A 24,820-nucleotide genomic window follows, 5' to 3' on the forward strand; every position below is an offset into this window, starting at 1 on the left:
GTTGTTGGATTCAGGCGGCGGCAGGGCTGTCTTCCAGCGCCCGGTATCTGCCGCCAAAGAAGATCAGCGGCCGGCCGTCGTGGCGGGCCTGGTGACGGACCACGCGGCCGATGAAGATCACGTGGTCGCCGCCGTCATGCATCGCGTAGGGCTCGCATTCGAAGGTCGCCAGCGTGTCTGGCAACAGCACGTGGCTGCCTCCGCGTTCTGCAGCGGCGCCAAAGTCGATGCCGTCCCACTTGCCCGAGTTGGCGCGGGCGAAGCGGTTCGAGATATCCTGCTGTGCCTCGGCCAGCACGTTGACCGCATAGCGCGGCGCGCTGCGCAGGTCGGCCAGGCTCAGGCAGCGGCGATCAACCGAGAACAGCACCAGAGGCGGATCCAGCGATACCGAGTTGAACGACGCCACCGTGATGCCGACCGGGACCTCGCCGGCACGCGGCGCGGTGATCACGGCGACACCGGTTGCGAACATGGCCAGCGCGTTGCGGAAACGGCGCTGCGCGTCGGCGTCCAATACGACGCCCCGATCGACAGATGACTCAGCCATCACGACTCCTACGCATGTTTGGGCACCCGATCCGGCTGCCGCAGTTCGTTTGTTTAGTTAGCTTTGTAAATTAGGTTTTATTGAATGCTAACAAATTGCGGTGTTCAAGCTGGTGGAAACCCTAGGCCGCAGGCTTTTCCGGTTCGCAGCGTCGTTGCGTGAATGCCGGAAAGCCTTGTGGCCCAACGGTTCTCGGGAGATTTCGAAAAAGGGGCGGGCGTTGCGCAGGCCCGTTCGACAGCACGAAGCAACCCTATTGCCAGCATGGCGCCTGCGCGTCGGGGCGCTGCCCGGTGCTAGACTCGGCCCCACTTTCCCTGACCAGCGGGTTCGCGCGGGTTCGCTTTCCCCCCGGTCGTACTCCCTCCGCAGCCAGGAATGCGCCCCATGCAAAACGAGCAAGACAACCTCCCCATCTACATGGACTACAGCGCGACGACGCCGGTGGACCTCCGCGTCGTCGACAAGATGGTGCCGTTCCTGCACCAGCAGTTCGGCAACCCGGCATCGCGCAGCCACAGCTACGGCTGGCAGGCGGAAGCGGCCGTGGAAACGGCGCGTGCGCACGTCGCGGCGCTGCTCAATGCCGACCCGCGCGAGATCGTCTGGACCTCCGGCGCCACCGAGGGGAACAATCTCGCCATCAAGGGCGCGGCGCACTTCTATCGCGGCAAGGGCAATCACATCATCACGGTCAAGACCGAGCACAAAGCCGTGCTCGATACCTGCCGCGAACTGGAGCGCCAGGGCTTCGAGGTGACATATCTCGATGTGGGGCCCGACGGCCTGATCGACCTGGAGGGGCTGCGCGCTGCGCTGCGCCCGGACACCATCCTGGTGTCGGTGATGATGGTCAACAACGAGATCGGCGTGATCCAGCCCGTCGCGCAGATCGGCGAAATCTGCCGTGCGGCGGGCATCGTGTTCCACTGCGATGCGGTGCAGGCCGCGGGCAAGATCCCGATCGACCTGGCGGCGCTGAAGATCGACCTGCTGACCGTGACCGCGCACAAGGTCTACGGGCCCAAGGGCATCGGCGCCCTGTACGTGCGCCGCAAGCCGCGCATCCGGCTGGAGGCGCAGATCCATGGCGGCGGCCATGAGCGCGGCATGCGTTCCGGCACGCTGCCGACGCACCAGATCGTGGGCATGGGTGAAGCCTTCCGGCTGGCGCGGCTGGAACTGGAAGAGGAGGGGCGCCGTGTCGGGGCGCTGCGCGACCGGTTGCTTGCGGGCCTGTCGCGGCTGGACGAGGTCTACGTCAACGGCAGCCTCGAGCACCGCATCCCGCACAACCTGAACATCAGCTTCAACTATGTGGAGGGCGAGTCGCTGATCATGGGCATCAAGGACGTGGCGGTGTCTTCGGGATCGGCCTGCACCTCGGCATCGCTGGAGCCGTCGTTCGTGCTGCGCGCGCTGGGCCGCAGCGACGAACTCGCGCACAGCTCGATCCGCTTTACGCTGGGCCGCTACACCACCGAGACGGAAGTGGACGTAGTCATCCGGCAGGTCATTGCGACGGTGTCAAAACTGCGCGAACTCAGCCCGTTGTGGGAGATGCATCAGGAGGGCATCGATGTCGGCACGGTGCAATGGGCCGCGCATTGACGGCGGCGTGCCGCTAGCCTTTCAGCCGGCGCGCCTGCAGGTGCCCGAGGTCGAGCGCGGCACGGTCGCCGTTGGCGACGAGGCGGTCGACCACCGAGCACAGCACCTTGAATTCGGTGCGGGTGACGCCGTCGAACAGCACGTCGTTGATCTGCTGCTGCACCGGCAGCAGTTCATTGAGCAGCTTGCTGCCCGCCGTGGTGATGGTCAGGCGCATCTTGCGCTTGTCGTCGGGATGCGCCTTCTTGTCGATCAGGCCGAGCTTCTTCAGCTTTCCGGTCTCGATGGTGATGAACGGCCCGCTCAGGTGCAGGTGGTCGGCCAGCTGGTTCACCGTCACCTCGCCCTGCTGCGACAGGTGGGCGATCGAGCGGATCAGCGAATATTGCACGCCGGTCAGCCCGACCAGGTTGCCAAAGCCGTCCCGCACCGACAGCAGCCGCGCCGCAAACGGCAGCAGGCCATTGACGAGGTGCCGGAATTCGCGGTCCGAGCCATCGATCAGGCAAGCCGGATGCGTGATGGTAAGGGTCTTGTTTGCAGGAGTCGTAGCCATCGGCGGATTGTTCGATTAGCTTGTAATGCAAGCTTTGTGCCAAATTCTACCAAACTCGCCGCGCTGCACTGCCGTGCTCTGTCCGGCCTCTCCTTTTACGCCAACGCGCTGACTCTATGAATCCGATCTCCCTACCCGAAGCCCAGGCGCTGCTGGCCCGTTATGTCGAGGCCAAGGACAACAACCGTCCCGCGCTGATCCACGAGGCATTCGCAACGGATGCCACGCTGACCTTCTCCATCGATACGGACACCATCAGCTTTCCGGCACAGACGGAAGGCGCCGCGGCGATCGCGGCGACGCTGGTGACTGACTTCGCCAAGACCTTCGACCGCTGCCGGACCTACTACGTTGGCGACCTGTCGCCGGCGGCGGATGGAACCACACTGACGGTCCCGTGGCTGGTACTGATGCGCGAGACGGCGGCGCACACCTTGCGCGCGGGGAAGGGCGTCTACCGCTGGGGTTTTGCCCGGCAGCCGGATGGGACGTTCCGCATCGGCAGCCTGCACATCCATATCGCGCGAATGGACGTGGTGCCGGATGCCGGCGCGGCCATGCTGGGCACCTTGCAGGCTGCGCTGCCGTATCCATGGCTGCCGTCGCAGACGCTGCAGGTGGCGGTTAAAGCGCAGGCATCGGCTGATGCCAGGCTGGCGTTCATGGAGGAATTCGTCTAAAGCGAGGCTTGGCCAAGGTCGATCGTTTTCCGATATACCCGAATCGCCATTCCATATTAGCCAGACCATTCTCGCCTCCATAGACTCAACATAGTTTCATTCAACTGGAGCCGAAATGGAAAAGAAGCGCGTGGACCTGTACTGGGATGTCGGCAGCACTAACACCTACTTCGCCATCAAGCTGATCAAGCCGATCCTTGAGCGCCACAATGCAGAACTCGTTCTGCATCCCTACAATCTGGGCTATGTCTTCCGGAACAACGAATACGAACTGATGAAGGAACCGAAGTCCAAGCTCCGGTACCGCAAGCGGGATCTGATGCGCTGGGCCGAGAAATACAATGTTCCTTTCCAGATTCCCCGGCAGTTCCCGATCAAGTCCAGCCGGGTTCTGCGCGGCTCGCTTGCGATGCGACGCAAAGGCCTGGAGCTGGAATTCGTCGAGCGGGTGATGGAAGCATACTGGGAGCGCGGCGATGCCAGCATCGTCGACTATGCGGGCTTGCGACCGATCGTCGAGGCGCTTGGCGTCGACTTTGCCTGGTTCGAAGAGGTCGCCGCGAGCGATGAAATCGGTGCCGAGCTCGCGCAAAGCACGGACGCGGCGGTAGAGCGGGGGGTCTTTGGGGTACCCATGATGTATGTGGGCGACGAGATGTTCTGGGGGAAGGATCGTCTCGACTTCATGGAAGAGGAACTTGCGCGCGCCGCGTAGACGGCTGCACGACGGCCTGCGCATCGGTTTGGCTGCCACCGCTGTGCAGGCCGTTCTCGCGAGCATCCTTGTCTTGCCACTGAGCCCTTGCCCCTGAGCCGCCGCTTAAGGCTCCGGTGGGGCTGAATGTCACCTCCGCGCACCGGTTGCGACGCATCGCAAAGGTACCGTGCGCCGGCAAACCATCGTTTCAATCTCCGGCCACGCTTCGGCCATGCATTTCCCAATGCTTCGTTGCCGAGTCTTCATGCCGAGTCTTCATGCCGAGTTGCCACTGACATGCGATCGGCGCGCGCCGCGCCTCATAGCAGGCGTGGGGGATAAGGGCAGCAAGCCGTAGCGCCGCCCTGGTGGAACTCATATGATTCTGCGTTCCCGCAGCCGCCGGAACTCGGCGGCATCTACGCCGGCCAATTCCCGCAGGATCTCTTCGGTGTGTGCCCCCGGTATGGGCGCTGGCGTGTCATAGCCGGCGTCTGCGTCTCCAAATCGCAAGGGGAAGGACGCAGCCTTGACGTTCATCGTCGCGTTCGCGAGCGGGTTCCACAGCGATACGGCCATGTTCCGCGCAACAATCTGATCCCAGGCTAGTACGTCATCAATCGTTCGTACCGGACTGCACGGAATCCTGGCGGAGCGCATTTGCTGCTCGATTTCCGAAGTGGGCAGCGCCGACGTCCATTTCGAAACGATCTCGTCAACCGTCGCGTTGTTCGACAAGCGCCATGCGACGGACATGATGTCGGGGTCATGCTTGAGATCGGATCGTCCCATGACGTCCAGCAGCGTGCACCAGTCATCGTTGCTGGCGGTGCCGATCGTCACCCAGCCATCCGCGCTCTTGTACGCGTTGAAGGGAGAAAAGCGCATGATCCGGTTGCCCTGCTGGAAGGAGAGGCCCAGTTCGCGATAGCAATCCAGCGGCTCGTCGAGGATCAAGGACAGCAGGCAGTCGGTCATGGAAACATCCACCGACTGTCCATGACCGGTACGCTGGCGATAGCTCAATGCCGCGACGATCCCGAACGCGGCGAACAGGCCGGCAATCGCATCCGAAAGGGGCGAGCCCGCCTTGGTGGGTGCGGCGCCTGGTTGACCCGTGATGCTCATCAGGCCGGCGGCCGCCTGGACCATCAGATCATAGGCCTTGAGGTTCCGTGCGGGGCCCGTGGAACCGTATCCGGTCAGGGAGCAGTAGATAATGGATGGATTAGCTTCGCGCAGCACGTCATAGCCAATGCCAAGTCGATCGGCGACGCCCGCGCTGAAATTCTCCACCACGACATCGGCGTGCCTGACCATTCGCAGGAAGAGTTCCTTGCCGTCCGCGCTCTTCAGGTTCAGGGTGGTGGACTTCTTCGCGCGCGCCCGCTTCAGGTACGCGATGCCCATGTCCTGCTGAGAGCGCCTTTCGAATGAGACGCCCTGCGGGCCGGCAAATGGCGGTGAGAATGCGGTCGGATCGCCTCCGTCCGGATCGTCGATCTTGATGACTTCTGCACCCAGCCCGGCGAGGAACAGCGTGCATTGAGGGCCGGAGAAGAACCGGGTGAGGTCAAGTATCTTGACGCCGTCGAGAATCCGTTTTGTCATGGGTTGCCGTTTGCCTGTTTAGACGTATGCGAAGTCTAGACACGCGACAGTACAACCGGCCAATAGGACTTTGAGGTGACGGTATTGCGATTCCGTATGGCTAACCGATCTTCGAGGCGCCGGGCCATGCGCCTTCGGCGACCAGCGCCAGAGCGGTTTCGCGGATCAGTTCCATGATCCGGCGCGCGGCGGAGCTCAGCGGCATGATGTCGAAGGTGCAAAGCGAAAGGCGCCGCTGCAGCGCAGCCCCCGCGATTCGCTGGACGGCGAAACCCTCGGTGCCTCCCGGGATCGAAGGCGAAAGAATCGTCGAGCCGACGCCGCTTGCGACGACAGCGCGAATCGTCGCGAGGGAATCGAGCTCTGCCAGTACGACCGGCCTTTGCCCGGCGGCTTCGAACGCCTCGTCGATAATTTGTCGCGTGATGTTGGATCGCCCGGGAAGGATCAGTGGCCGCTTTGCCGCTTCCGCAATGGAGATCTCTTCAGGTGCCGCTCCATCCGCTTGTCGGGACGAAAGAAGAAACAGGCGCTCGGTCAACAGGGGACTGACCTCAAGATGAGCCCCGAGCCTGCTCTCGCGTACCGCACCGGCTCCATCCACACGCTCAAACAACAGGCTCATCTCGATCCGTCCGTTCACCACCAGTTCCTGGAGGTGCCCACTGAGGCTCTCCGTGATCTGGAGCTGGATATCCGGGTATTGCCTGGCTGCTGCAGCGAGAAGTCTGGGCGCAAGTATCGTCGCGGCGCTGGTCGGAAGCCCAACCGAAACAGTTCCCTGAGGATGTTCGCCAGCATGCTGGACATCGCTCTTCATCAATTCCGCCTGGCGCAGCATGGCTCGCGCGTGGCGATAGAACACTTCTCCCGCCTCTGTCGCTACCACGCCTCGTGCGCTTCTGGCCAGCAACTTCACCTTGAGCTCGTCTTCGAGCTTGGCGATTTGCTGGCTGAGCGCCGGCTGAGCGGTGTACAGATCGGCGGCCGCGCGCGACACGCTTCCCAGCTCAACGATTCGTACGAAGTACTTGAGTTGTCGGAATTCCATGGCTCATTGTATGGCGCGTCGGCCGGCCTGCGGTAGCCATAAGTTTTTGACATGCCCCAAGCGGGACACAGTATTGGCGCAACGATCGTGGCATTTCTAAGATGGCTCCATCATTAACGAGCCAGTTCACCGAGATGATCGATCTCTACTTCTGGAGCACGCCGAACGGCTACAAGGTCTCCATTCTCCTTGAAGAGCTGGGGGTGCCCTACAACGTCATACCGGTGCACATCGGCAAGGGGCAGCAGTTCGCGCCGGAGTTCCTGGCGATCAGCCCAAACAACAAGATACCCGCCATTGTCGATCATGAGGGCCAGGACGGACAGCCCATTGCGATGTTCGAGTCGGGGGCCATCATGATGTACCTGGCGGAGAAAAGCGGCTACCAGTTCATGCCGCAGGACACCCGCAGGCGGTACGAGGTCCTGCAGTGGCTGATGTTCCAGATGGGGGGCGTGGGACCGATGCTGGGGCAGGCCCATCATTTCCGCAAGTATGCACCGGAGAAGATCGACTACGCGATTGATCGCTATACGGGCGAAGCACGTCGTCTGTACACGGTGATCGACCGTCGCCTCGCTGATTCCGAATATCTGGCGGGCGATTACTCGATTGCCGACATGGCCACCTATCCGTGGCTGCGTGCCCACAAATGGCAAGGACAGGACCTTGCGGACTTCCCCCACCTTCAGCGCTGGTACTCAGCGGTACGCGAGCGTCCAGCCGTGCAACGCGGTATCGCCGTGCTCGCCGAAAAGGTCGACAAGACAGGTGTCAGGCCGAGCGGCGACCGGTGGGAAAACCTCTTTGGCAAGAATCAGTTCGCCGCGCGATAGGAGAAGCACAGTGTCGCAAACCAGGACCCCCATGCTCACCGGCTTCCGCGTGCTGGACATCACCCAGATCGTTGCCGGGCCGACCTGCACCCGCATTCTTGCGGAAATGGGTGCGGAGGTCGTCAAGCTCGAGCTCGCCCCATTCGGCGACCGCACCCGCGTTGGCGGCTTGCGCAGCCAGAAGCCGGAGCATAAGCGCTGCTCCCAAAGCACCTACTTTGTTCAGCACAACCATTCAAAGAAGAGCCTCGCGCTGAATCTTAAGGACAACAAGGCGCGCGAGCTTGTTCTCAAAATGATCACGCAGTTTGACGTGCTCGTCGAGAACTTCTCGCCTGGCGTGATGGATCGCTTCGGTCTTGGCTACGACGTGCTGAGGAAGATCAATCCGCGGCTGGTCATGTGCTCCATTTCGCTCGCGGGGCAGAAAGGCGTTCTGGCAAACAAGCCGGGATACGACTACGTCGCGCAAGCGTACGCCGGCGTGACGGACCTGATCGGCGAGGCTGATGGCAGTCCAGCCCTGATCACCATGGCAATCGGGGACGCATCAACCGGGGTCGCTGCCGCCATGGCGGTTGGCTTCGCGCTGCTGCATCGGGAGCGAACAGGGGAAGGGCAGTACATCGAGACTTCGCTGCTGGATACCTACTTCAACATGCATGAGGTAGCCATTCCGCGCGTCAGCCTTCGCAAGGGCTATGAACCAGCGCGCACCGGCTCGCAGCATCCCGATGGTGGACCGACTGGCATCTTCCGTTGCGCGGACGGTACCTACCTCACGCTGGCGACACTTCCGCACCAATGGGAGCAGGTTGTGGCGGCCCTGGGACGCGACGACCTGTTGACCGACCCGCGCTTTGCCACCGCAGCGCTGCGCCGTGACAACAACGCGCAACTCAAGGAGATCCTGGAGTCGTGGCTTTGTACATTCCCGTCCAGAGACGCCGCCATCGATGCACTTGAGCGGCAGCGGATCCCGTGCGCGCCGGTTCTCACCCTGCGGGAGGCCATGAACCATCCCCATCTGCAGGAACGCGGCGTCGTACGCACGGTGCGCGACCCCTACGTTGGCGAATTCCAGATCCCGGGGCCGCCAGCGAGATTCTCCGCCTGGAAGTATCCGTCCTCTTTGAGCGCTGACCTGCTGGGCGAACACAACGAGCAAGTCCTGAAGGCGTTCGCCGGGCTTGAAGATGAGGAGATCGACGCGTTGTATGCCGAAGGCGTGCTGGTGCGAGACAGACTGCTCGAGCCGGAGGCGGCGCCGACGGAAGAAGCCGAGGTCGCGCGATGACCGCCGTGGACAACAGCATGGAAGCCTTCGATCTGTTTGTCATTGGCGCAGGCTCTGGCGGCGTGAGGGCGGCACGCACCGCTGCGGCACTCGGCGCGCGGGTTGCGATCGCGGAACAGTCGCGCGTAGGCGGCACCTGCGTGATTCGCGGTTGCGTGCCGAAGAAGCTCCTGGTCACCGCGAGTCGCTACCGCGCAGAGGCATCCGATGCGGTCGGCTTTGGATGGAACCTTGAGGCCAAAGGCCATGACTGGAGTGCGCTTCGTGACGGTATCGCAGAGGAAGTTGGCCGGCTCGAACATCTGTATCGGACGGGACTGGATAACGCGCAGGTCACGATTTTTGACGAGAGCGCCTCGGTGGAGGGCAATGGTCGGGTGCGGCTCGCACCTGGCAGAACGGTGTGGGCTGCCAACATCGTTGTGGCCACCGGCGCGATGCCTTCGCCTCTTGGCATTCCCGGTGCGGAGCATTGCATCACCTCCGACGATGTCTTCGGGCTGCCGCATCTGCCGGCTCGCGTCGTGATCGTTGGCGGTGGCTATATCGCGCTCGAATTTGCCGGCATTTTCAAAGGGCTGGGGACCGATGTCACGCTACTGCACCGGGGCCCGACGGTTCTGCGCGGATTCGATGCGGATCTACAGCACGCCGTCGCCGCCGCATACCTCGAGCAGGGCATTCAGCTTCGATTGAACACCTCGGTTCGTTCCATCGAAGCCTTGGCCAGGGGCTATCGCGTGACGGACCAAGCCGGGAACGGCTTCGATTGTGAGCTTGTCCTGAATGCGACAGGCCGCTTGCCGAACTCGATGGCAGCAGGTGGGGCGCTTGCGCTGGACCAGACTGGCGCCATCGTTGTGAATGATCGATATGCAACGTCGATGGAGGGTGTCTATGCCATTGGGGACGCGATCGGGCAACTGAACCTGACCCCGGTGGCGATACGGCAAGGACAGTGGCTCGCCGAGTCGCTCTTCGGGGCGTCTCAGTCTTGTCCGCCCGACTTCGGGGTGACGCCGACGGCAGTGTTCTCCACGCCGGAGATTGCCAGTGTCGGGATGACCGAGCACCACGCACGCGCGACGCTTCCCGACATCACGGTCTACCGCGCGAACTTCCGGCCGATGCGGGCTTCGCTGGCAAGGAGTCGTGAGCGCGTCTTGATGAAGCTCGTCGTTGACAAGCGGAGTGACCGTGTCGTGGGGCTGCACATGCTGGGGCGTGATGCCGCGGAAATCATTCAGATGGGCGCGATCTCGCTACAGCGGGGCATCACGAAGCGTGAGTTCGACCGGACCGTCGCACTTCATCCCAGCGTCGCGGAGGAGTTCGTCACCATGAGAAACCATGACTGAAGATCATGGGGCGGAGAAGAAAGAGTAGTCATCACACAAAGAGCATGACGCAAGGAGACAGGCTATGAGATTCGTTGCAGCATTTGCCATCGGATGGCTGGTATGCAGTTCTTCGTTCGGGGAACCATTCCCTTCCCGGCCACTGACATTGGTGGTGCCGTTCTCACCGGGTGGTCCGACAGACGTTGTGGCTCGTCACCTGAGTGCCGCGATGGGGCGATCGCTGGGGCAATCCGTTGTCGTGGAGAACCGGGCGAGCACGGGCGGGATTGTGGGTTCGGAGGCCGTTTTGAGGGCCGAACCCAATGGGTATACGCTCTTGATTCATAACATCGGCATGGCCACCCTGCCGGCGTTGGCAAAAACTCTTCGGTTTGACCCGACGAAGGATTTCGAATACATCGGGCTCGTTGCCGATGTCCCGATGACCCTGGTTGCGCGTCCGACTCTCGCACCTTCCGGGTTCCGAGAATTGCGGGCGTACATCTCGGCCAATCAGAAGAAGATCAATCTCGCCAACGCGGGAATCGGCACAGCGTCGCACCTCTGCGGGCTGATGCTCATGAGCCAACTCCATTCGGCAATGACGAGCGTTCCGTATAAGGGCGCTGCGCCGGCCATGGTCGATGTTCAGGGAGGACAGGTCGACCTGTTGTGTGATCAAGTGACGACCACGCTCCAGCCGATCAACACCGGCCGTGTCAAAGCCTACGGAAGCACAACCTCGTCGAGGCTGGCTGCACTGCCAAAGCTGCCGACCTTGCGCGAACAAGGGTTGGGGGAGTTTGAAGTGACAGTATGGCATGGCGTCTACGCGCCCAGGGGCACGCCCAAGCCGGTAGCCGCGAAGCTGGTGAAGGCGTTGCAGGATGCCGTCAGTGATCCGGCCTTCCGGGAAGGGATGCTGAAGCTTGGTGCTATCCCTGTAACACCTGAACGCGCTACGCCTGAAGCACTGTCCCTGCAGTTGCGAAGCGAGATAGGAAGGTGGACGCCGGTCATCAGGCAGGCCAACGCGTTTATCGACTAGACGCCATCAGCAGTCATGGTGACTTGAGAACGATCATGGGCAACGATACCTGGCATATGGAACCGGCCATGCACAGTGAAGTTATCCGGCGCATCGCCATGGAGGCGGCGGCGCTTATGATGTTCAAGGGCGCGACGGCGGCGAAGGCGATCTCAACCGCCGTCGCGCAGCATGTTTCAGATGGTCGGGGAGGGCGCGAGTGCCGGGGAACTTTTGCTGAAGTCGAGTCCACGTGGATCCCCCCAGGCAGAGAGCAGCAGGTGCGCGAGGTGTCCACCGGGATTCTGGCGGACGTCGAACAGCGCCTTCGTGAAGCATCGCGGGATTGACCTGGGCAGCGCGCTTGCCAGGGGGATGGCAGGACTGTCGCAGACCTCAAGTCGGGACGTACTGTCATGATATGCACGTCGGCCGAACTGCTTCACCGAATTCGGGCCATGCTGAAGCAACTTGGTGTTGATGAAGGCAACGCTTCGAAGACAGAGGAATCCGGCATCGAGCGTCGCCTCGCGGCGCGGCTGAGGCAGGCCATTGCAGTGGGTTCAGCCCTGGAAATCACCGTGACTTTAGGTTGCGCTGCCGAACTCTCAATGTTTCCCGACGATGCCGTGCTCGAGCGGTGCACGGCAACCGTACGGACGGCAGGGCAATGCACACTGGTGGGTGCGATCTGGGCGGTGCGGCATCGCTGCGCGCGAGGGGGAGAGGCTGTCAGGCGATTCTCCCTCTAGCAACCATCGACCTCAAAGCCCCAGCACCAGCTTGGCGATGATATTGCGCTGGATCTCGTTCGACCCGCCGTAGATCGACGCCTTGCGGTAGTTGAAATAGCGCGGCGCCAGCACGGCAGCATAGTCCGGTCCCACGCGCGACGCGGCTTCGCGGCCCTGGATCGCGGCCCAGGTGTCCTGCACGAACGGCAGTGCCGCGGGACCGGCGGCCTCGACCGCCAGCTCGCTGACCGCCTGCAACGTTTCCGTGCCGGTGAGCTTCAGCATGCTGGACGCCGCCCCGATCGAGGTGCCCGATTCCACGCCCGAGAACACGCGCAGCTCTACCGCCTCCAGCGCGGCGGCGCGCACGTGCAGCGCGGCCAGCTTGCGCCGGAAGGCGGGGTCGTCGAGCAGCCGCCGGCCATCGTCGGCGGCCTGCTCCGCAGCGATCTGCGCAACCTTGGCCAGTTGCTTGTGCAGCATCGGGCTGTAGGTGCCGCCACGCTCGAACTCCAGCAGGTACTTGGCGTAGGTCCAGCCCTTGCCTTCGTCGCCGATGCGGTTCTCCGCCGGCACGCGCACGTTCTCGAAGAAGACCTGGTTCACTTCCTGCTGCCCGGCCGGGGGGCCGTCCAGCGTCGGCAGCGGCGACACCGTGATGCCGGGCGTATGCATGTCGAGCAGCAGGAACGAGATGCCTTCCTGCCGCTTCGACTCGCGGCTGGTGCGCACCAGGCAGAACATCCAGTCGGCCCACTGCGCATGCGTGGTCCAGATCTTGGAACCGTTCAGGATGTAGTGCTCGCCATCGCTGTCGGTACCGGGATCGGCGCGTAGCTGCAATGACGCGAGGTCGGAGCCGGAATTGGGCTCGGAGTAGCCCTGGCACCACCACACGTCCGAGGCCAGGATCGGCGGCAGGAAGCGTGCCTTCTGCGCGGGCGTGCCGTACTTCATGATCACCGGCGCCACCATCTTCAGCCCCATCGGCGACACCGGCGGGCAGCCCGCCGCGGCCAGCTCCGACTGGAAGATAAAGCGCTGCGTCGGCGTCCAGCCCGGGCCGCCATATTCCTGCGGCCAGTTGGGCGCGGCCCAGCCGCGCGCATGCAGCGCCTTCTGCCAGCGCACCTGGCCGGCTTTGTCGAGATAGCCGTTTTTGGACTGCGCCATCATCGCACGCAATTCGTCGTCATAGGCCTGGACGATCCAGGCGCGCACGTCTTCACGGAACTGCCGGTCTTGCGGGGAGAAATCGAGATGCATCGACGGGCCTCGCTGGGGTAGTCGTCAGGAGTTGGCGGTTCAGGCCGCAACGGGGTAGAGCAGGTCGGCGTAGCGGCGCAGGTGGTGCTCGGCTGAGCCGAACTGCAGGTCGATCGCCGTGACGCGCTTGAAGTAGTGGCCCACCGCCAGTTCCTCCGTGACGCCCATGCCGCCGTGGATCTGCACTGCGCCCTGGCCGACGAACGCACCGCCCTGGCCAGCCTGGACCTTGGCCGCGCACGCCGCCTGCGCAAAAGCTGCCGGTGCGCCGCCGGCCTGCATCGCCGAGACCTGCGTCAGGGCCACGGATTGCTCCAGCTGCATATACATGTCGGCCATGCGGTGCTGCAGCACCTGGAACGTGCCGATCGGCACGCCGAACTGCTTGCGCTGGCGCGCGTAGTCGATGGTGTCGGCCAGCATGCGCGCCATCGCGCCGTTGGCTTCGGCGGCCAGCGCGACCATGGCGTGGTCGCACAGCCGCTCGATCAGCGCGAAGGCCTCGCCTTCGGCGCCGATGCGCTGGCTGGCCGGCACCTGCACGTTGTCGAGCAGCACCTCGGCCGCGCGCATGCCGTCGAAGGTGGGATATTCGCGCAGTGTCACGCCGGGCGTGTCGCGTGCGATCCAGAACAGGCTGATGCCCTCGCGGTCGCGGCGCGCTCCTGCGGTGCGGGCGCTGACCACCAGGTGCGAGGCGAAAGGCGCGCCCACCACGACGTGCTTGTGCCCGCTCAGCTTGTAGCCGTTGCCAGCGCGCGTGGCGCTGGCCTGCACGTCGTGCCGGCAATAGCGGCTGGCGGGTTCGGCATGCGCCCAGGCAGCGGTGGCCTCGCCGCCGATGATGGCGGGCAGCCACTGCGCCGCCAGTTCCGGGCTGCCTTGCGCCAGCGCACCGCCGGCCAGCACCACGGTGCCAAGATATGGCTCGAGCACCAGGTGGCGGCCGAACTGTTCCATCACGATCATGTGCTCGGCAGCGCCGCCGCCCAGCCCGCCGAGTGCCTCGCTGAAGCCCGCGCCCAGGATGCCGAGGTCGCGCGCGAACGCACGCCAGCAATCGGGCCGCCAGCCCGCCGCGGACTGGACCGCGGCGCGGCGTGCTTCAAAATCGTAGTGGTTGGCCAGGTAACGCGCGAGCGTGTCGCGCAGCATCGATTGTTCTTCGCTGAACTTGAAATCCACCTCGGCTCCTTCGGGAATGGGGGATGGCGTGGCTGCGATAACCTGCGACAGCATGATCCGGGCACGCCGCCGGGCGGCGCATCGTCGCATCGGACGAAGGTGCGCGAAGGCCGCACGGGTCTGGCACTTGTCCGTTTCATGTGGCACCGCATCAAAATACCGACGCGGCGCTTCGTCGCTTCCGACGATGGTTGAACCGGCGGGTCGTTCACAGAATGCGGGATCACCCATCCGAATCCAGCGAACCCCTGTCGAAGGAGCTCAACGCCATGCATCCGTCCATCCACGCGCAGCGCACGCCAGAGAAGCCGGCCGTCATCATGGGCAGCAGCGGCGCAGTCGTCACGTACCGCGAGCTGGACGAGCGCTCGAACCAGGTGGCACACCTGTTCCGCGCGATGGGGCTGCGCCCGGGCGACCGCGTGGCCTTCATGCTGGAAAACCATCCGCGCATGTTCGAGCTGTGCTGGGGCGCGCAACGCAGCGGCATCGTCTATATCTGCCTGAGCACCAGGCTGAACGCGGCCGACGCCGCCTATATCGTCAACGACAGCGCCGCGCAGGTGCTGGTGACCACGCACGCCCAGGCGGAGATCGCGGCCGCGCTGGTGGCGCAGACGCCGGCGCTCAGGCGCCGGCTGATGCTCGACGGCACGGTGCCCGGCTACGAGGCTTATGAACCGGCGTTGGCAAGCTGCCCCACGACGCGCATCGCAGAGGAAGTGACCGGCGGCGACATGCTTTACTCCTCCGGCACCACGGGCCGGCCCAAGGGCGTGTACGCGCCGCCGGGCAGCCCGCGCATCGAGGATTCCACCACGCTGACCAGCCTGTGCCAGCGGCTCTATGGCTTTGATGCCGACACCCGCTACCTGTCGCCGGCGCCGCTGTACCATGCCGCGCCGCTGCGCTACAACATGTCGGTGCAGGCGCTGGGCGGCACCGCGGTGGTGATGGAGCATTTCGACGCCGAGCAGTACCTGCGGCTGGTGCAGCAGCACCGCATCACGCATACGCAGCTGGTGCCGACGATGTTCTCGCGCATGCTCAAGCTGCCCGAGGCGCAGCGACAGGCCTATGACGTGTCTTCGCTGCGCGTGGCGATCCATGCCGCGGCGCCGTGCCCGGTGCAGGTCAAGGAGGCGATGATCGCGTGGTGGGGGCCGGTGATCTGGGAGTACTACGCCGGCACCGAAGGCAACGGCGTGACCGTCGTCAGCACGCAGGAATGGCTGCAGCGCAAGGGCACCGTGGGCCGGGCCATGGTCGGCAAGCTGCGCATCTGCGGCCCTGACGGCGAACTGCAGCCGCCGGGCGAGTCCGGCACGATCTATTTCGCCGAAGGCCGCGCCTTCGAATACCACAACGACCCGGCCAAGACGGCGGAATCGCGGCATCCCCAGCATCCGGACTGGAGCACCATCGGCGATGTTGGCTATGCCGATGCCGACGGCTATCTGTTCCTGACCGACCGCAAGGCCAACATGATCATCTCCGGCGGGGTCAACATCTATCCGCAGGAGGCCGAGAACCTGCTGATGACGCACCCCAAGGTGCTTGACGTGGCGGTGATCGGGGTACCCAACGAGGATTTCGGCGAAGAGGTCAAGGCCGTGGTGCAGCCGGCCGACATGGCGCAGGCCGGGCCGGAACTGGCGGCCGAGCTGATCGCGTTCTGCCGCGCCAACCTGTCCACCATCAAATGCCCGCGTTCGGTCGATTTCGAGTCCCAACTGCCGCGCCTGCCGACCGGCAAGCTGCTCAAGCGGCTGCTGCGCGACCGCTATTGGACCGGACACGGCAACAAGCTGGTGTGAAGGCGGCGCCGGCATCCGGCTGGCGTCCGGCGAGGGCAGCGGCGGGGCGGTCCGGGGCCCCTTAATCCAGCCGGAAGGCCGCCTGCAGCGACCCGGAACCCTCGGCGGCGCGCGGCCGCGCGCGTTTACGCCATAATTCCGAGTTCCATCACAGTCACGCCCGTCCGCGCTGCTGCGCGGACGGGCGCATCGCTTCGCATTGCCCTTCGCATTGCTGCAAGGGCGGTGCGGCGCGGAAGACGACAAATCGCCAATGGCAAGTATCGAGGAGACCGGACGGCGCATGCCGTCTGCCACCGGCGCCGGCACCGCTGCGCTCGCCGCCAAGCTGCGACCGCCGCTGCTGACGCCGTTCCAGATCGAGCGCGCGTCGATCTGCGACGCCGTGTGCGCCGCGGACTTCGTCAAGCTCGTGCTGGTGCGCGCGCCCGCGGGCTTTGGCAAGACCACCGCCATGCTCCAGTGCCGCGCGCGCCTGGAGGCCGCCGGCGGGCGCACCGCCTGGCTCACCCTTGATCGCTCCGACAACGATGCCACCCGCTTCCTGGGCTCGGTCGAGGCCGCCATCGCGCAGGCGCTAGGCGCGGCGGCCCAGCCGCCCCGCTCGGGGCTGGTGCAGGATCCCGGCGAGCAGGCGCTCGCGCTGATTGACCGGCTGGCCAGCCACAGCGGCGCCTTCACGCTGTTCCTCGACGATTTCGAATCGATCCAGAACGCTGCCGTCAGCGGCCTGGTGTGGCAGATGGTTGAAAGCCTGCCGCCGGGCTGCCGTGTCGTGATCGGCACGCGCTGGGTGCCGGAGAGCGGCCTGGGCCGGCTGCGCGCGCGCGGCGAGCTGCTCGAGATCGAGCCCGCGCAACTGCGCTTCAGCGCCAGCGAGACCGAATCCTTCCTGCGCCACGCCCGTGGGCTCAAATTGCAGCCAGCCGCGATCAGTGCGCTGCACCGGCGCACCGAAGGCTGGGCCACGGCACTGTGGCTGGCTTCGGTGGCAATGGAGCGGCGCAGCCAGCCCGAGGGCTTCATCGCCGGCTTTTCCGGCTCCAACGCGGCGATTGCCGACTACCTGGTCGAAGACGTCTTCCTGCACCTGCCCGACGCGGTACGGGACTTCCTGTTGCGGACTTCGATCCTGGACCAGCTCTGCGGCCCGCTGTGCGACGCGGTCTGCCAGGCCACCCCGGCATTCGCCGGCGGCGCCGGCAGCAGCGACGAGATCCTGGCCTGGCTGGAGCGCGCCAACCTGTTCCTGTTGCCGCTGGAAAGCGAGCGCTACGGCGAGCGCGGCACTGGCGCGGCAGCGGAGCAGTGGTACCGCTATCACAGCCTGTTTTCCGGCTTCCTGCGCGGCCAGCTGGCGCAGTCGATGCCCGAAGCCGTGCCGCCATTGCACCTGGCTGCCTCGCGCTGGTATGAATCGCAGGGACGCCCGGTGCCGGCCATCGAGCACGCCCTCGCGGCCGGCGCGCTGGGCCATGCGCTGGAATTGCTGGACAGCGCTGTCGATGACCTGCTGGGGCAGGGCCGCATGCGGCTGCTGACGCGCTGGCTGGAGGCGGTGCCCGCGGAGGAACTTGCCCGCTGGCCCAAGCTGCAGATCGCGCATGCGTGGGCGGTGTCGTTCACGCGCGGCCCGGCCGAGGCGATCGCGCTGCTGCAGGCGATCCCGACCGAGGGCGCGGCCGGCGACCTGCTCGCGCATATCCGCGCGCTGCGTCACGTGCTGCTCAACATGATGGACCGCTTCGACGACGCGCGCGCCTTTGCCCGCAACGAGGTGCCGCCGCTGCCGATGGGCTACGCCTTCCCGGATGCGATCCTGGGCACGTCGATGGCGCGGCTGGCCGCGGTCATCGGCGACTATCCCGAGGCGCGCCGGCTGCTGCAGATCGCGCGCCAGGCCGTGCGCGGCTCGGACAGCAACTTCAACAAGATCTTCTCCGAATCGGTCGAAGGCCTGATCGACCTGCGCCAGGGACGGCTGCAGCAGGCGCTGGCGCGCTTCCGCATCGCCGCGCGCACGATGCTGCCGAACCGCTTCGGCCCGACCAACGGCAATGCCATGGCCGGCATCCTGCTGGCCGAAGGCCTGTATGAGAGCGGCGATACCGAACGCGCCAGCCGGCTGCTCAACGTGTACCTGCCGCTGTCGCGCGACCTCGGCCTGCCGGACCAGATCATCACCGGCCATACGGTGCTGGCCCGCATTGCCTTCGAACGTGGCGAGACCGACCAGGCCCATGAATGGCTGGCGCAGCTGGAGGCGCTCGGCCACCACCGCGGCCTGACCCGGCTGGTGATGGCGGCGATGCTCGAGCGCGCGCGGCTGGCGCTGCGCCAGGGCAATGTGCACGCCGCGCAAGAGGCCATTGAGCGCGCCGCCGACCCCGCGCTGTGGCGCACGCGTCCGGGCGTCAGTTCGTTTGCCAGCGACGTCGAGGACATTTTTGTGGGCAGGCTGCGGCTTGACGTGCATGCCCGCCCCGGTGCGCAGGTGCGCGACGCGATCGAGCGCGAACTGGCGGCCGCCACCAGCAACCAGCTGATGCGCCGCGCGCTCAAGCTGCGCATCCTGCTGGCACAGGCGTGCCAGCGCAGCGGCGACGGTGCGCATGCGCTGGTGGTGATGGGCGAGGCGTTGCGCTTCGGCGCGGCCGAGGGTTTCGTGCGGATCTTTGCCGACGAAGGCGACGACGTGCGCCGGCTGGTGGCCGACGCCTGCGCCCGCCAGGGCGCCAGCCTGCCATCCGCCTACGTGGAAAAGTTGCTGCAGGCATGCGCCCAGCAAGCCGGCGCAGCGCCTGGCGGCGCGGCCGGCCGTCCCGCGCCGCCGGCGCTGGTGGAGCCGCTGACGCCCAAGGAGCAGAAGGTACTGCAGTTGCTGGCCGAAGGTTTCTCCAACGTCGCCATGGCCGAGCGCCTGTTCGTGTCCGAGACCACGGTGCGCACGCACCTGCGCAATATCAGCGCCAAGCTGCACGCCAGCAACCGTACGCAGGCGGTGGCGATCGCGCGGCAGCTGGGCTTGCTCTGAGCCGGGCCGCGCGCGAAAGTGCGCGCGGCGTTGCGGCTCAGATGCCGATGAACTCGGCGAACTCCGTCAGCGGCGCGCGCGCCGCGCGCAACTGGTTGGCCGGCGCCCCGGGATCCTCATAGCCGATCGCCATGCCGGTGAACAGCATGCGCTCGGCCGGCAGCTGCAGGAAGCTGCCGATGGTCTCCGGATACATCGCCCAGCATTCCTGCGCGCAGCTGTCGAGCCCTTCCTCGCGCAGCAGCAGCATCACGGTCTGCAGGTACATGCCGAGGTCCGACCACTGCGGCGGGCCCATGCGCCGGTCCACGGTGCAGAACAGCGCCATGGGCGCACCGAAGAAGGTGAAGTTGCTGGCGAACTGCGCCAGCCGCCGCGCCTTGTCTTCACGCGGGATGCCGAGGGAGTGGTAGAGCGCCTCGCCCACCGCGAAGCGGCGGTCGCGGTAGGGCGCAACCAGCTCGGGCGGATAGACGTGGTACTCGCGGTCTTCGCCCTTGGGCGCGTGCGCGATGCGCTCGCGCATGATGCCGCGCAGGCGCTCCAGCGCCTCGCCGCCGATCACGTGGATGTGCCAGGGCTGCAGGTTGCCACCAGACGGCGCGCGCGCCGCGGCATCGAGCACGCGGCGGATGGTGTCGGCTGGCACAGGCTTGTCCAGGAAGCCGCGGACGGACTTGCGGCTGGCGACGGCTTGGCTGACTTTCATGCTGACTCCGGTAGGAACGTTGGGGCGCTGGCCTCAAGCACTTCAGGCTGTTCAGGCGAACGGCGGCTCGCCGCGCCAGTCGAAGAAATCCGGCAGGTCGTGCGAGACGGTGTCGGGGAACGCGGCCGGGCGCTTTTCCAGGAAGGCGCTGACGCCTTCCTTGACGTCGGCCGAGCGCCCCCGCGACTGGATCGCCCGGCTGTCGAGCTTGTGCGCCTCCATGGGGTGGCTGGCGCCGGCCATGCGCCAGATCAGCTGGCGCGAGATCGCGACCGAGACCGGTGCGGCGTTGTCGGCGATTTCGCGCGCGATCGCCCGCGCCGCCGGCAGCAGGTCTTCTGGCGCGTGCAGCGAGCGCACCAGCCCGCGCTCATGCGCCTCCTGCGCGGAGAACACCCGGCCGGTATAGCACCATTCCAGCGCCGTGGAGACGCCGACCACGCGCGACAGGAACCACGATGAGGCGGCCTCCGGCGTGATGCCGCGGCGCGCGAACACGAAGCCGAACCTGGCGTCGGTCGACGCCAGCCGGATATCCATCGGCAACTGCATGGTCACGCCCACGCCCACGGCGGCGCCGTTGACCGCAGCAATCACCGGCTTGAGGCTGCGGAAGATGCGTAGCGACACGCGGCCGCCGCCATCGCGGTGCGCGGTGTCGGGGCTGGCCCCGTAGCGCTTCTCGAAATCGAAGGTCGAGCCGCCGCCGGACAGGTCGGCGCCGGCGCAGAAGGCGCGGCCCGCGCCGGTGACGATCACCGCGCGGACGTTGTCGTCGGCATCGGTGGCGTCGAAGGCGGCAATCAGGTCCTGCATCATCTGCGCGGTGAAGGCGTTGAGCTGGTCCGGGCGATGCAGCGTGATGGTGGCGACACCGTCTTCGACGGCGTAGCGCAGGGTTTCGAACGAAGGCGTGGCTTGCGTCATGGCGACTCCTGCTGCGGAAAGAGGGGCGGGGTGCTGCGGGCCGGGGGCGGCGAAAGCCCGGAACAGCGCGGGGACAGCCAACACTAGTGCAGAATCCGCCGCCCGCAATCGTCGCTTCCGACGAAGCATGGCGCGGGCCCGCGCCGTAGACTGGCCCGACCGCCGCAAAGGCCGCTAGCTGACAGCACCAAGGACAATCATGAAGACTCGAATCACCGAACTGCTTGGCATCCGCTACCCCATCATCCAGGGCGGCATGCAATGGGTCGGCTATGCGGAAATGGCTGCGGCCGTCTCCAATGCAGGCGGGCTGGGCATCCTCACGGCACTGACGCAGCCGACCCCCGAGGCGCTGGGAGAGGAAATCCGCCGCTGCCGCGATATGACCGACAAGCCATTCGGCGTGAACCTGACGCTGCTGCCTTCGATCAACCCGCCGCCGTACGCGCGCTACCTTGATGTCATCATCGAGAACGGCATCAAGGTGCTGGAGACCGCCGGTAACAACCCCAAGGAACACATCGCGCGCGCCAAGGCCGCCGGCATGAAGGTGATCCACAAGTGCGTGGCGATCCGCCATGCGCTGTCGGCCGAGCGCCTGGGCGTCGACGCGGTATCGATCGATGGCTTCGAGTGCGCCGGCCACCCGGGCGAGGACGATGTGCCGGGCATGGTGCTGATCCCGCTCGCGGCACGCAAGCTGTCGGTGCCCGTGATCGCCTCGGGCGGCATCGCCGACGGCCGCGGCATGGCCGCCGCGCTGGTGCTGGGTGCCGAGGGCGTAAACATGGGTACGCGCTTTTGCGCCACCCAGGAAGCGCCGATCCACGACAACGTCAAGCAGGCGCTGGTGCAGGCCAGCGAGCGCGACACCAACCTGATCTTCCGCACGCTGCACAACACCGCACGGGTGCTGAAGAACGCCGTGTCGGATGAAGTCGTGAGCATCGAACGCCGCCCCGGTGGCGCGCAGTTCGAAGACGTCAAGCACCTGGTTGCCGGCGTGCGCGGCAAGGCCGCGCTGAAGGCGGGCGAGACCGATGGCGGCATCATCAGCGCCGGCCAGTGCGTGGGCCTGATCGATGACGTGCCGAGTTGCGAGGAACTGCTCGCTCGCATGGTCCGCGAATGCCGCGAGCACCTTGGCTCGGCCTCGCGCTACTTCGCCTGACGCCATGGCCGAAGCCGGAATCGAAACGGCGACGCTGCAGGCGGCCGACAGCACCGATGGCACAGCCGTGCCGGAAGGCTTCGTGCCGTTGCCGCAGCCGGGCGGCTACATGGCCAATTTCGGCCAGCTCTACCTGAACCGCGAGCGCCGCACGCTGGCGGTACGCATTGGCGAGAGCCATCTCAACAACCTTGGCATCCCGCACGGCGGCATGCTGGCGACGCTGGCCGATACTGCCATCGGCATGATGATGTCGCTGGAGACCGGGCGCGAAAAGAGCGCTGTCACCGTCAACCTGAGCCTGGACTACCTCGACTCCGCGCGCCTGGGCGACTGGGTCGAGGCACGCGTGGAGTTCGACAAGCTCGGCTCGCGGCTGCGCTACGGCAGCTGCCGGCTGGTCAGCGGCGAGCGCTGCCTGCTGCGCGCCACCGCGATCTTCGCGGTGCTGGGCCCGCGCAGCTGACACCGCACTGAGGCGACGGGCTAACTTCGTCGCTTCCGACGACGCCGGCCGGCCGGGCCGGGACAACAATACGGGCCATCCCTGCCGGCAGTCGCCGGCACCCCGCATCAAGCAGCGGCCGGCCGCGGGGCGGCCGGCACCGAACAAGGAGATCACATGGCAGAGGCATACATCGTCGCCGCGGCACGGACCGCCGGCGGGCGCAAGGGCGGCAAGCTGTCGGGCTGGCACCCAGCCGACCTTGCCGCGCAGGTGCTCGATGCGCTGGTCGAGCGCACCGGCGCCGATCCTGCGCTGGTCGAAGACGTCATCATGGGCTGCGTCAGCCAGGTGGGCGAGCAGGCCGGCAATGTGGCACGCAACGCCATCCTCGCTTCGCGGTTGCCTGAAAGCGTGCCGGGCACGTCGGTTGACCGCCAGTGCGGTTCGTCGCAGCAGGCGCTGCACTTCGCTGCGCAGGCGGTGATGTCGGGCGCGATGGATATCGTGATCGCGGCCGGCGTGGAAAGCATGACGCGCGTGCCGATGGGCCTGTCGTCGCAGTTGCCGGCCAAAAATGGCTTCGGCGTGCCCAAGAGCCCGGGTGTCGAGGCACGCTACCCCGGCGTGCAGTTCAGCCAGTTCACCGGCGCCGAGATGATCGCGCGCAAGTACAACCTGTCGCGCGAACAGCTCGATGCCTACGCGCTGCTCAGCCACCAGCGCGCTGCGGCAGCGACCAAGGCGGGCCGCTTCAATGCCGAGATCGTGCCGGTCGAAGTGCGCACCGCGGAGGGTGCGAATGGCGAAATGCATACCGCCGACGAAGGCATCCGCTATGACGCCACGCTGGAGAGCATCGGCGCGGTCAAGCTGATCGCCGAAGGCGGGCGCGTGACCGCGGCCTCGTCGAGCCAGATCTGCGACGGCGCCGCCGGCCTGCTGGTGGTCAACGAGGCGGGCCTGAAGAAGCTCGGCGTCAAGCCGCTGGCGCGCGTGCACCATATGACCGTGATCGGCCACGACCCGGTGGTGATGCTCGAAGCGCCGCTGCCGGCCACCATGCACGCGCTGAAGAAGGCCGGCCTGAGCATCAACGACATCGACCTGTTCGAAGTCAATGAAGCGTTCGCACCGGTGCCGCTGGCCTGGCTGCAGGCAACCGGCGCCGATCCGGAGCGCCTCAACGTGCATGGTGGTGCGATCGCGCTGGGCCATCCGCTGGGCGGCTCGGGCGCCAAGCTGATGACAACGCTGGTGCATGCGCTGCATACGCACGGCAAGCGCTACGGCCTGCAGACCATGTGCGAAGGCGGCGGGCTCGCCAACGTCACCATCGTCGAACGTCTGTAGTAAAGGGTAGTAAAGGGAGAAGGACCGGCGGCGCGGGCATGTCAAAGTGCCCGCGCCAGTTGCCGGCGCGATTGCCGCTGCGTTCCGCGCCAATGAAAAAACCCGCCGTCAGGCGGGTTTGTCGTAGTCGGGCGTGGCGCCTGGGGGTCGGCCGTCAGGCGAAGGTCAGGGCGTCGCGGCGTTCCGGCCGATCCAGGTGCGGAATATTGTTGAAGCTCAGCAAACGCTGCACGCCACGGCCGACGATGATCTCGCAGAATGCGGTATTGCGGAACTGCAGGTTCATTTCGATGGCAGTGGCTGCGGGGGCGCCGAGCAGATCTGCCGTGGCGCGCCCAATGGCGCCGCCGGAACTGACCACGAGGATGGCGTCTTCGCGCGTGGTGCCTTCGCAGGCTTGCGTCAGCGCGCCGGCAACGCGCGCGCCGAAATCAAACCAGCTTTCCGTCATGTCGGCCAGGCCATCCTGGGTCCAGGCATGGTACGCGGCGCGGAAAGTGCGCCAGTAGTCGTTGTAATCGCCGTTCTGGTGGGCGCGATGGTCGGCGCCGCCGGTGTGGCAACGGTACAGCGCCTCGCCGTCATATTCATTCAGGCCAGGATGCGTGGCGATTTCCGCTTGAGACTGGCCCATCGCGGCCAGGATCTCGCGCGCGGTGTCCTGCTGCCGCACCAGGTTGCCCGCTGCCACGCGTGCGAAGCGCAAGCCGCGCTCGCTGAAGTATTCGCCCAGCCAGCGCGCCTGCTGGCGGCCTGTCTCCGACAGGCAATCGTAGTTGGCGGCGCCAAACGAGGCTTGTCCGTGACGGACGAGGAAAAGCGTGGCCATGTGCGGTATCAGTGGGCGTCGATGCAGTCAGCGTGGACGCATTCTAGAGAGGACGTGCGCTGCCGCCAAGCAAGCCCCGCCGAATTCATAACGG

Annotated in this window: 23 protein-coding genes; 14 read left to right on the forward strand and 9 right to left on the reverse strand. The window is 65.7% G+C overall.

Annotated features, from left to right (window positions below):
- Positions 1-10: 10 nt before the first annotated feature.
- Positions 11-550 carry a flavin reductase family protein gene (locus tag J8I82_RS17195; protein WP_209759572.1) on the reverse strand — a complete coding sequence of 180 codons (540 nt, stop codon included), beginning with the start codon at positions 548-550 and terminating at the stop codon, positions 11-13.
- Between the two features lie 387 nt (positions 551-937).
- Between J8I82_RS17195 and J8I82_RS17200 the strand changes: the two genes are divergently transcribed.
- On the forward strand, positions 938-2,161 hold the full coding sequence (locus J8I82_RS17200; RefSeq protein WP_209759574.1) for an IscS subfamily cysteine desulfurase: 1,224 nt from the start codon (positions 938-940) through the stop codon (positions 2,159-2,161).
- 13 nt (positions 2,162-2,174) lie between these two features.
- On the opposite strand, the gene J8I82_RS17205 is transcribed toward J8I82_RS17200, so the two are convergent.
- Positions 2,175-2,717 carry a MarR family winged helix-turn-helix transcriptional regulator gene (locus J8I82_RS17205; protein ID WP_209759576.1) on the reverse strand — a complete coding sequence of 181 codons (543 nt, stop codon included), beginning with the start codon at positions 2,715-2,717 and terminating at the stop codon, positions 2,175-2,177.
- A gap of 116 nt (positions 2,718-2,833) precedes the next feature.
- Between J8I82_RS17205 and J8I82_RS17210 the strand changes: the two genes are divergently transcribed.
- Together J8I82_RS17210 and J8I82_RS17215 are read left to right on the forward strand one after the other, a co-directional pair.
- Positions 2,834-3,397: a nuclear transport factor 2 family protein gene (locus J8I82_RS17210; protein WP_209759578.1), complete on the forward strand. Its 564-nt coding sequence runs from the start codon at positions 2,834-2,836 to the stop codon at positions 3,395-3,397.
- Between the two features lie 115 nt (positions 3,398-3,512).
- The gene (locus J8I82_RS17215; protein WP_209759580.1) at positions 3,513-4,112 is read left to right on the forward strand and encodes a 2-hydroxychromene-2-carboxylate isomerase; all 600 of its coding nucleotides are present in this window, start codon (positions 3,513-3,515) and stop codon (positions 4,110-4,112) included.
- A gap of 357 nt (positions 4,113-4,469) precedes the next feature.
- Here the strand turns inward: J8I82_RS17215 and J8I82_RS17220 are convergent, their stop codons facing one another.
- Together J8I82_RS17220 and J8I82_RS17225 are read right to left on the reverse strand one after the other, a co-directional pair.
- A complete protein-coding gene (locus J8I82_RS17220; protein WP_209759582.1) occupies positions 4,470-5,705 on the reverse strand; it encodes a CaiB/BaiF CoA transferase family protein in 1,236 nt (411 codons plus the stop codon).
- Positions 5,706-5,805: 100 nt separating this feature from the next.
- The gene (locus J8I82_RS17225; protein WP_209759584.1) at positions 5,806-6,756 is read right to left on the reverse strand and encodes a LysR substrate-binding domain-containing protein; all 951 of its coding nucleotides are present in this window, start codon (positions 6,754-6,756) and stop codon (positions 5,806-5,808) included.
- A 134-nt stretch (positions 6,757-6,890) separates the two neighbouring features.
- Here J8I82_RS17225 and J8I82_RS17230 point away from each other — a divergent pair, with 134 nt between their 5' ends.
- From J8I82_RS17230 to J8I82_RS17255, 6 genes are all read left to right on the forward strand, one after another.
- Positions 6,891-7,592, forward strand: a complete 702-nt coding sequence (locus J8I82_RS17230; protein WP_209759586.1) for a glutathione S-transferase N-terminal domain-containing protein — start codon at positions 6,891-6,893, stop codon at positions 7,590-7,592.
- Between the two features lie 31 nt (positions 7,593-7,623).
- On the forward strand, positions 7,624-8,889 hold the full coding sequence (locus J8I82_RS17235) for a CaiB/BaiF CoA transferase family protein (protein WP_209759588.1): 1,266 nt from the start codon (positions 7,624-7,626) through the stop codon (positions 8,887-8,889).
- Between the two features lie 17 nt (positions 8,890-8,906).
- On the forward strand, positions 8,907-10,247 hold the full coding sequence (gene gorA / locus J8I82_RS17240) for a glutathione-disulfide reductase (RefSeq protein WP_209759590.1): 1,341 nt from the start codon (positions 8,907-8,909) through the stop codon (positions 10,245-10,247).
- Between the two features lie 64 nt (positions 10,248-10,311).
- A complete protein-coding gene (locus tag J8I82_RS17245) occupies positions 10,312-11,277 on the forward strand; it encodes a tripartite tricarboxylate transporter substrate-binding protein (RefSeq protein ID WP_209759592.1) in 966 nt (321 codons plus the stop codon).
- A 35-nt stretch (positions 11,278-11,312) separates the two neighbouring features.
- Complete coding sequence (locus tag J8I82_RS17250; protein WP_209759593.1) at positions 11,313-11,606, forward strand: hypothetical protein; 294 nt, start codon at positions 11,313-11,315, stop codon at positions 11,604-11,606.
- A 108-nt stretch (positions 11,607-11,714) separates the two neighbouring features.
- On the forward strand, positions 11,715-12,008 hold the full coding sequence (locus J8I82_RS17255) for an SRS domain-containing protein (RefSeq protein ID WP_245179840.1): 294 nt from the start codon (positions 11,715-11,717) through the stop codon (positions 12,006-12,008).
- 12 nt (positions 12,009-12,020) lie between these two features.
- On the opposite strand, the gene J8I82_RS17260 is transcribed toward J8I82_RS17255, so the two are convergent.
- Together J8I82_RS17260 and J8I82_RS17265 are read right to left on the reverse strand one after the other, a co-directional pair.
- Entirely contained in the window at positions 12,021-13,256 is a 1,236-nt protein-coding gene (locus J8I82_RS17260) for an acyl-CoA dehydrogenase family protein (protein ID WP_209759598.1), read from the reverse strand.
- 39 nt (positions 13,257-13,295) lie between these two features.
- Positions 13,296-14,441 carry an acyl-CoA dehydrogenase family protein gene (locus J8I82_RS17265; RefSeq protein ID WP_209759600.1) on the reverse strand — a complete coding sequence of 382 codons (1,146 nt, stop codon included), beginning with the start codon at positions 14,439-14,441 and terminating at the stop codon, positions 13,296-13,298.
- Positions 14,442-14,710: 269 nt separating this feature from the next.
- Here J8I82_RS17265 and J8I82_RS17270 point away from each other — a divergent pair, with 269 nt between their 5' ends.
- Together J8I82_RS17270 and J8I82_RS17275 are read left to right on the forward strand one after the other, a co-directional pair.
- On the forward strand, positions 14,711-16,258 hold the full coding sequence (locus J8I82_RS17270) for an AMP-binding protein (RefSeq protein ID WP_209759602.1): 1,548 nt from the start codon (positions 14,711-14,713) through the stop codon (positions 16,256-16,258).
- A gap of 253 nt (positions 16,259-16,511) precedes the next feature.
- Positions 16,512-19,292, forward strand: a complete 2,781-nt coding sequence (locus tag J8I82_RS17275) for a winged helix-turn-helix domain-containing protein (protein ID WP_209759604.1) — start codon at positions 16,512-16,514, stop codon at positions 19,290-19,292.
- A gap of 37 nt (positions 19,293-19,329) precedes the next feature.
- Here J8I82_RS17275 and J8I82_RS17280 read toward each other — a convergent pair whose 3' ends face one another.
- Entirely contained in the window at positions 19,330-20,001 is a 672-nt protein-coding gene (locus J8I82_RS17280) for a nitroreductase (protein WP_209759605.1), read from the reverse strand.
- Between the two features lie 51 nt (positions 20,002-20,052).
- Positions 20,053-20,928, reverse strand: coding sequence for a crotonase/enoyl-CoA hydratase family protein (locus tag J8I82_RS17285; RefSeq protein WP_209759608.1), 876 nt, complete (start codon positions 20,926-20,928; stop codon positions 20,053-20,055).
- Between the two features lie 199 nt (positions 20,929-21,127).
- Here J8I82_RS17285 and J8I82_RS17290 point away from each other — a divergent pair, with 199 nt between their 5' ends.
- From J8I82_RS17290 to J8I82_RS17300, 3 genes are all read left to right on the forward strand, one after another.
- Positions 21,128-22,099, forward strand: a complete 972-nt coding sequence (locus tag J8I82_RS17290) for an NAD(P)H-dependent flavin oxidoreductase (protein ID WP_209759609.1) — start codon at positions 21,128-21,130, stop codon at positions 22,097-22,099.
- Between the two features lie 4 nt (positions 22,100-22,103).
- Entirely contained in the window at positions 22,104-22,565 is a 462-nt protein-coding gene (locus tag J8I82_RS17295) for a PaaI family thioesterase (RefSeq protein ID WP_209759611.1), read from the forward strand.
- A 156-nt stretch (positions 22,566-22,721) separates the two neighbouring features.
- Positions 22,722-23,897: an acetyl-CoA C-acetyltransferase gene (locus tag J8I82_RS17300; protein ID WP_209759613.1), complete on the forward strand. Its 1,176-nt coding sequence runs from the start codon at positions 22,722-22,724 to the stop codon at positions 23,895-23,897.
- 154 nt (positions 23,898-24,051) lie between these two features.
- Here the strand turns inward: J8I82_RS17300 and J8I82_RS17305 are convergent, their stop codons facing one another.
- Positions 24,052-24,726 carry a histidine phosphatase family protein gene (locus J8I82_RS17305; protein ID WP_209759615.1) on the reverse strand — a complete coding sequence of 225 codons (675 nt, stop codon included), beginning with the start codon at positions 24,724-24,726 and terminating at the stop codon, positions 24,052-24,054.
- Between the last annotated feature and the right edge of the window lie 94 nt (positions 24,727-24,820).

Origin of the sequence: Cupriavidus consociatus (assembly GCF_017814975.1) — a bacterium.
Classification (GTDB): Bacteria; Pseudomonadota; Gammaproteobacteria; order Burkholderiales; family Burkholderiaceae; genus Cupriavidus; species Cupriavidus consociatus.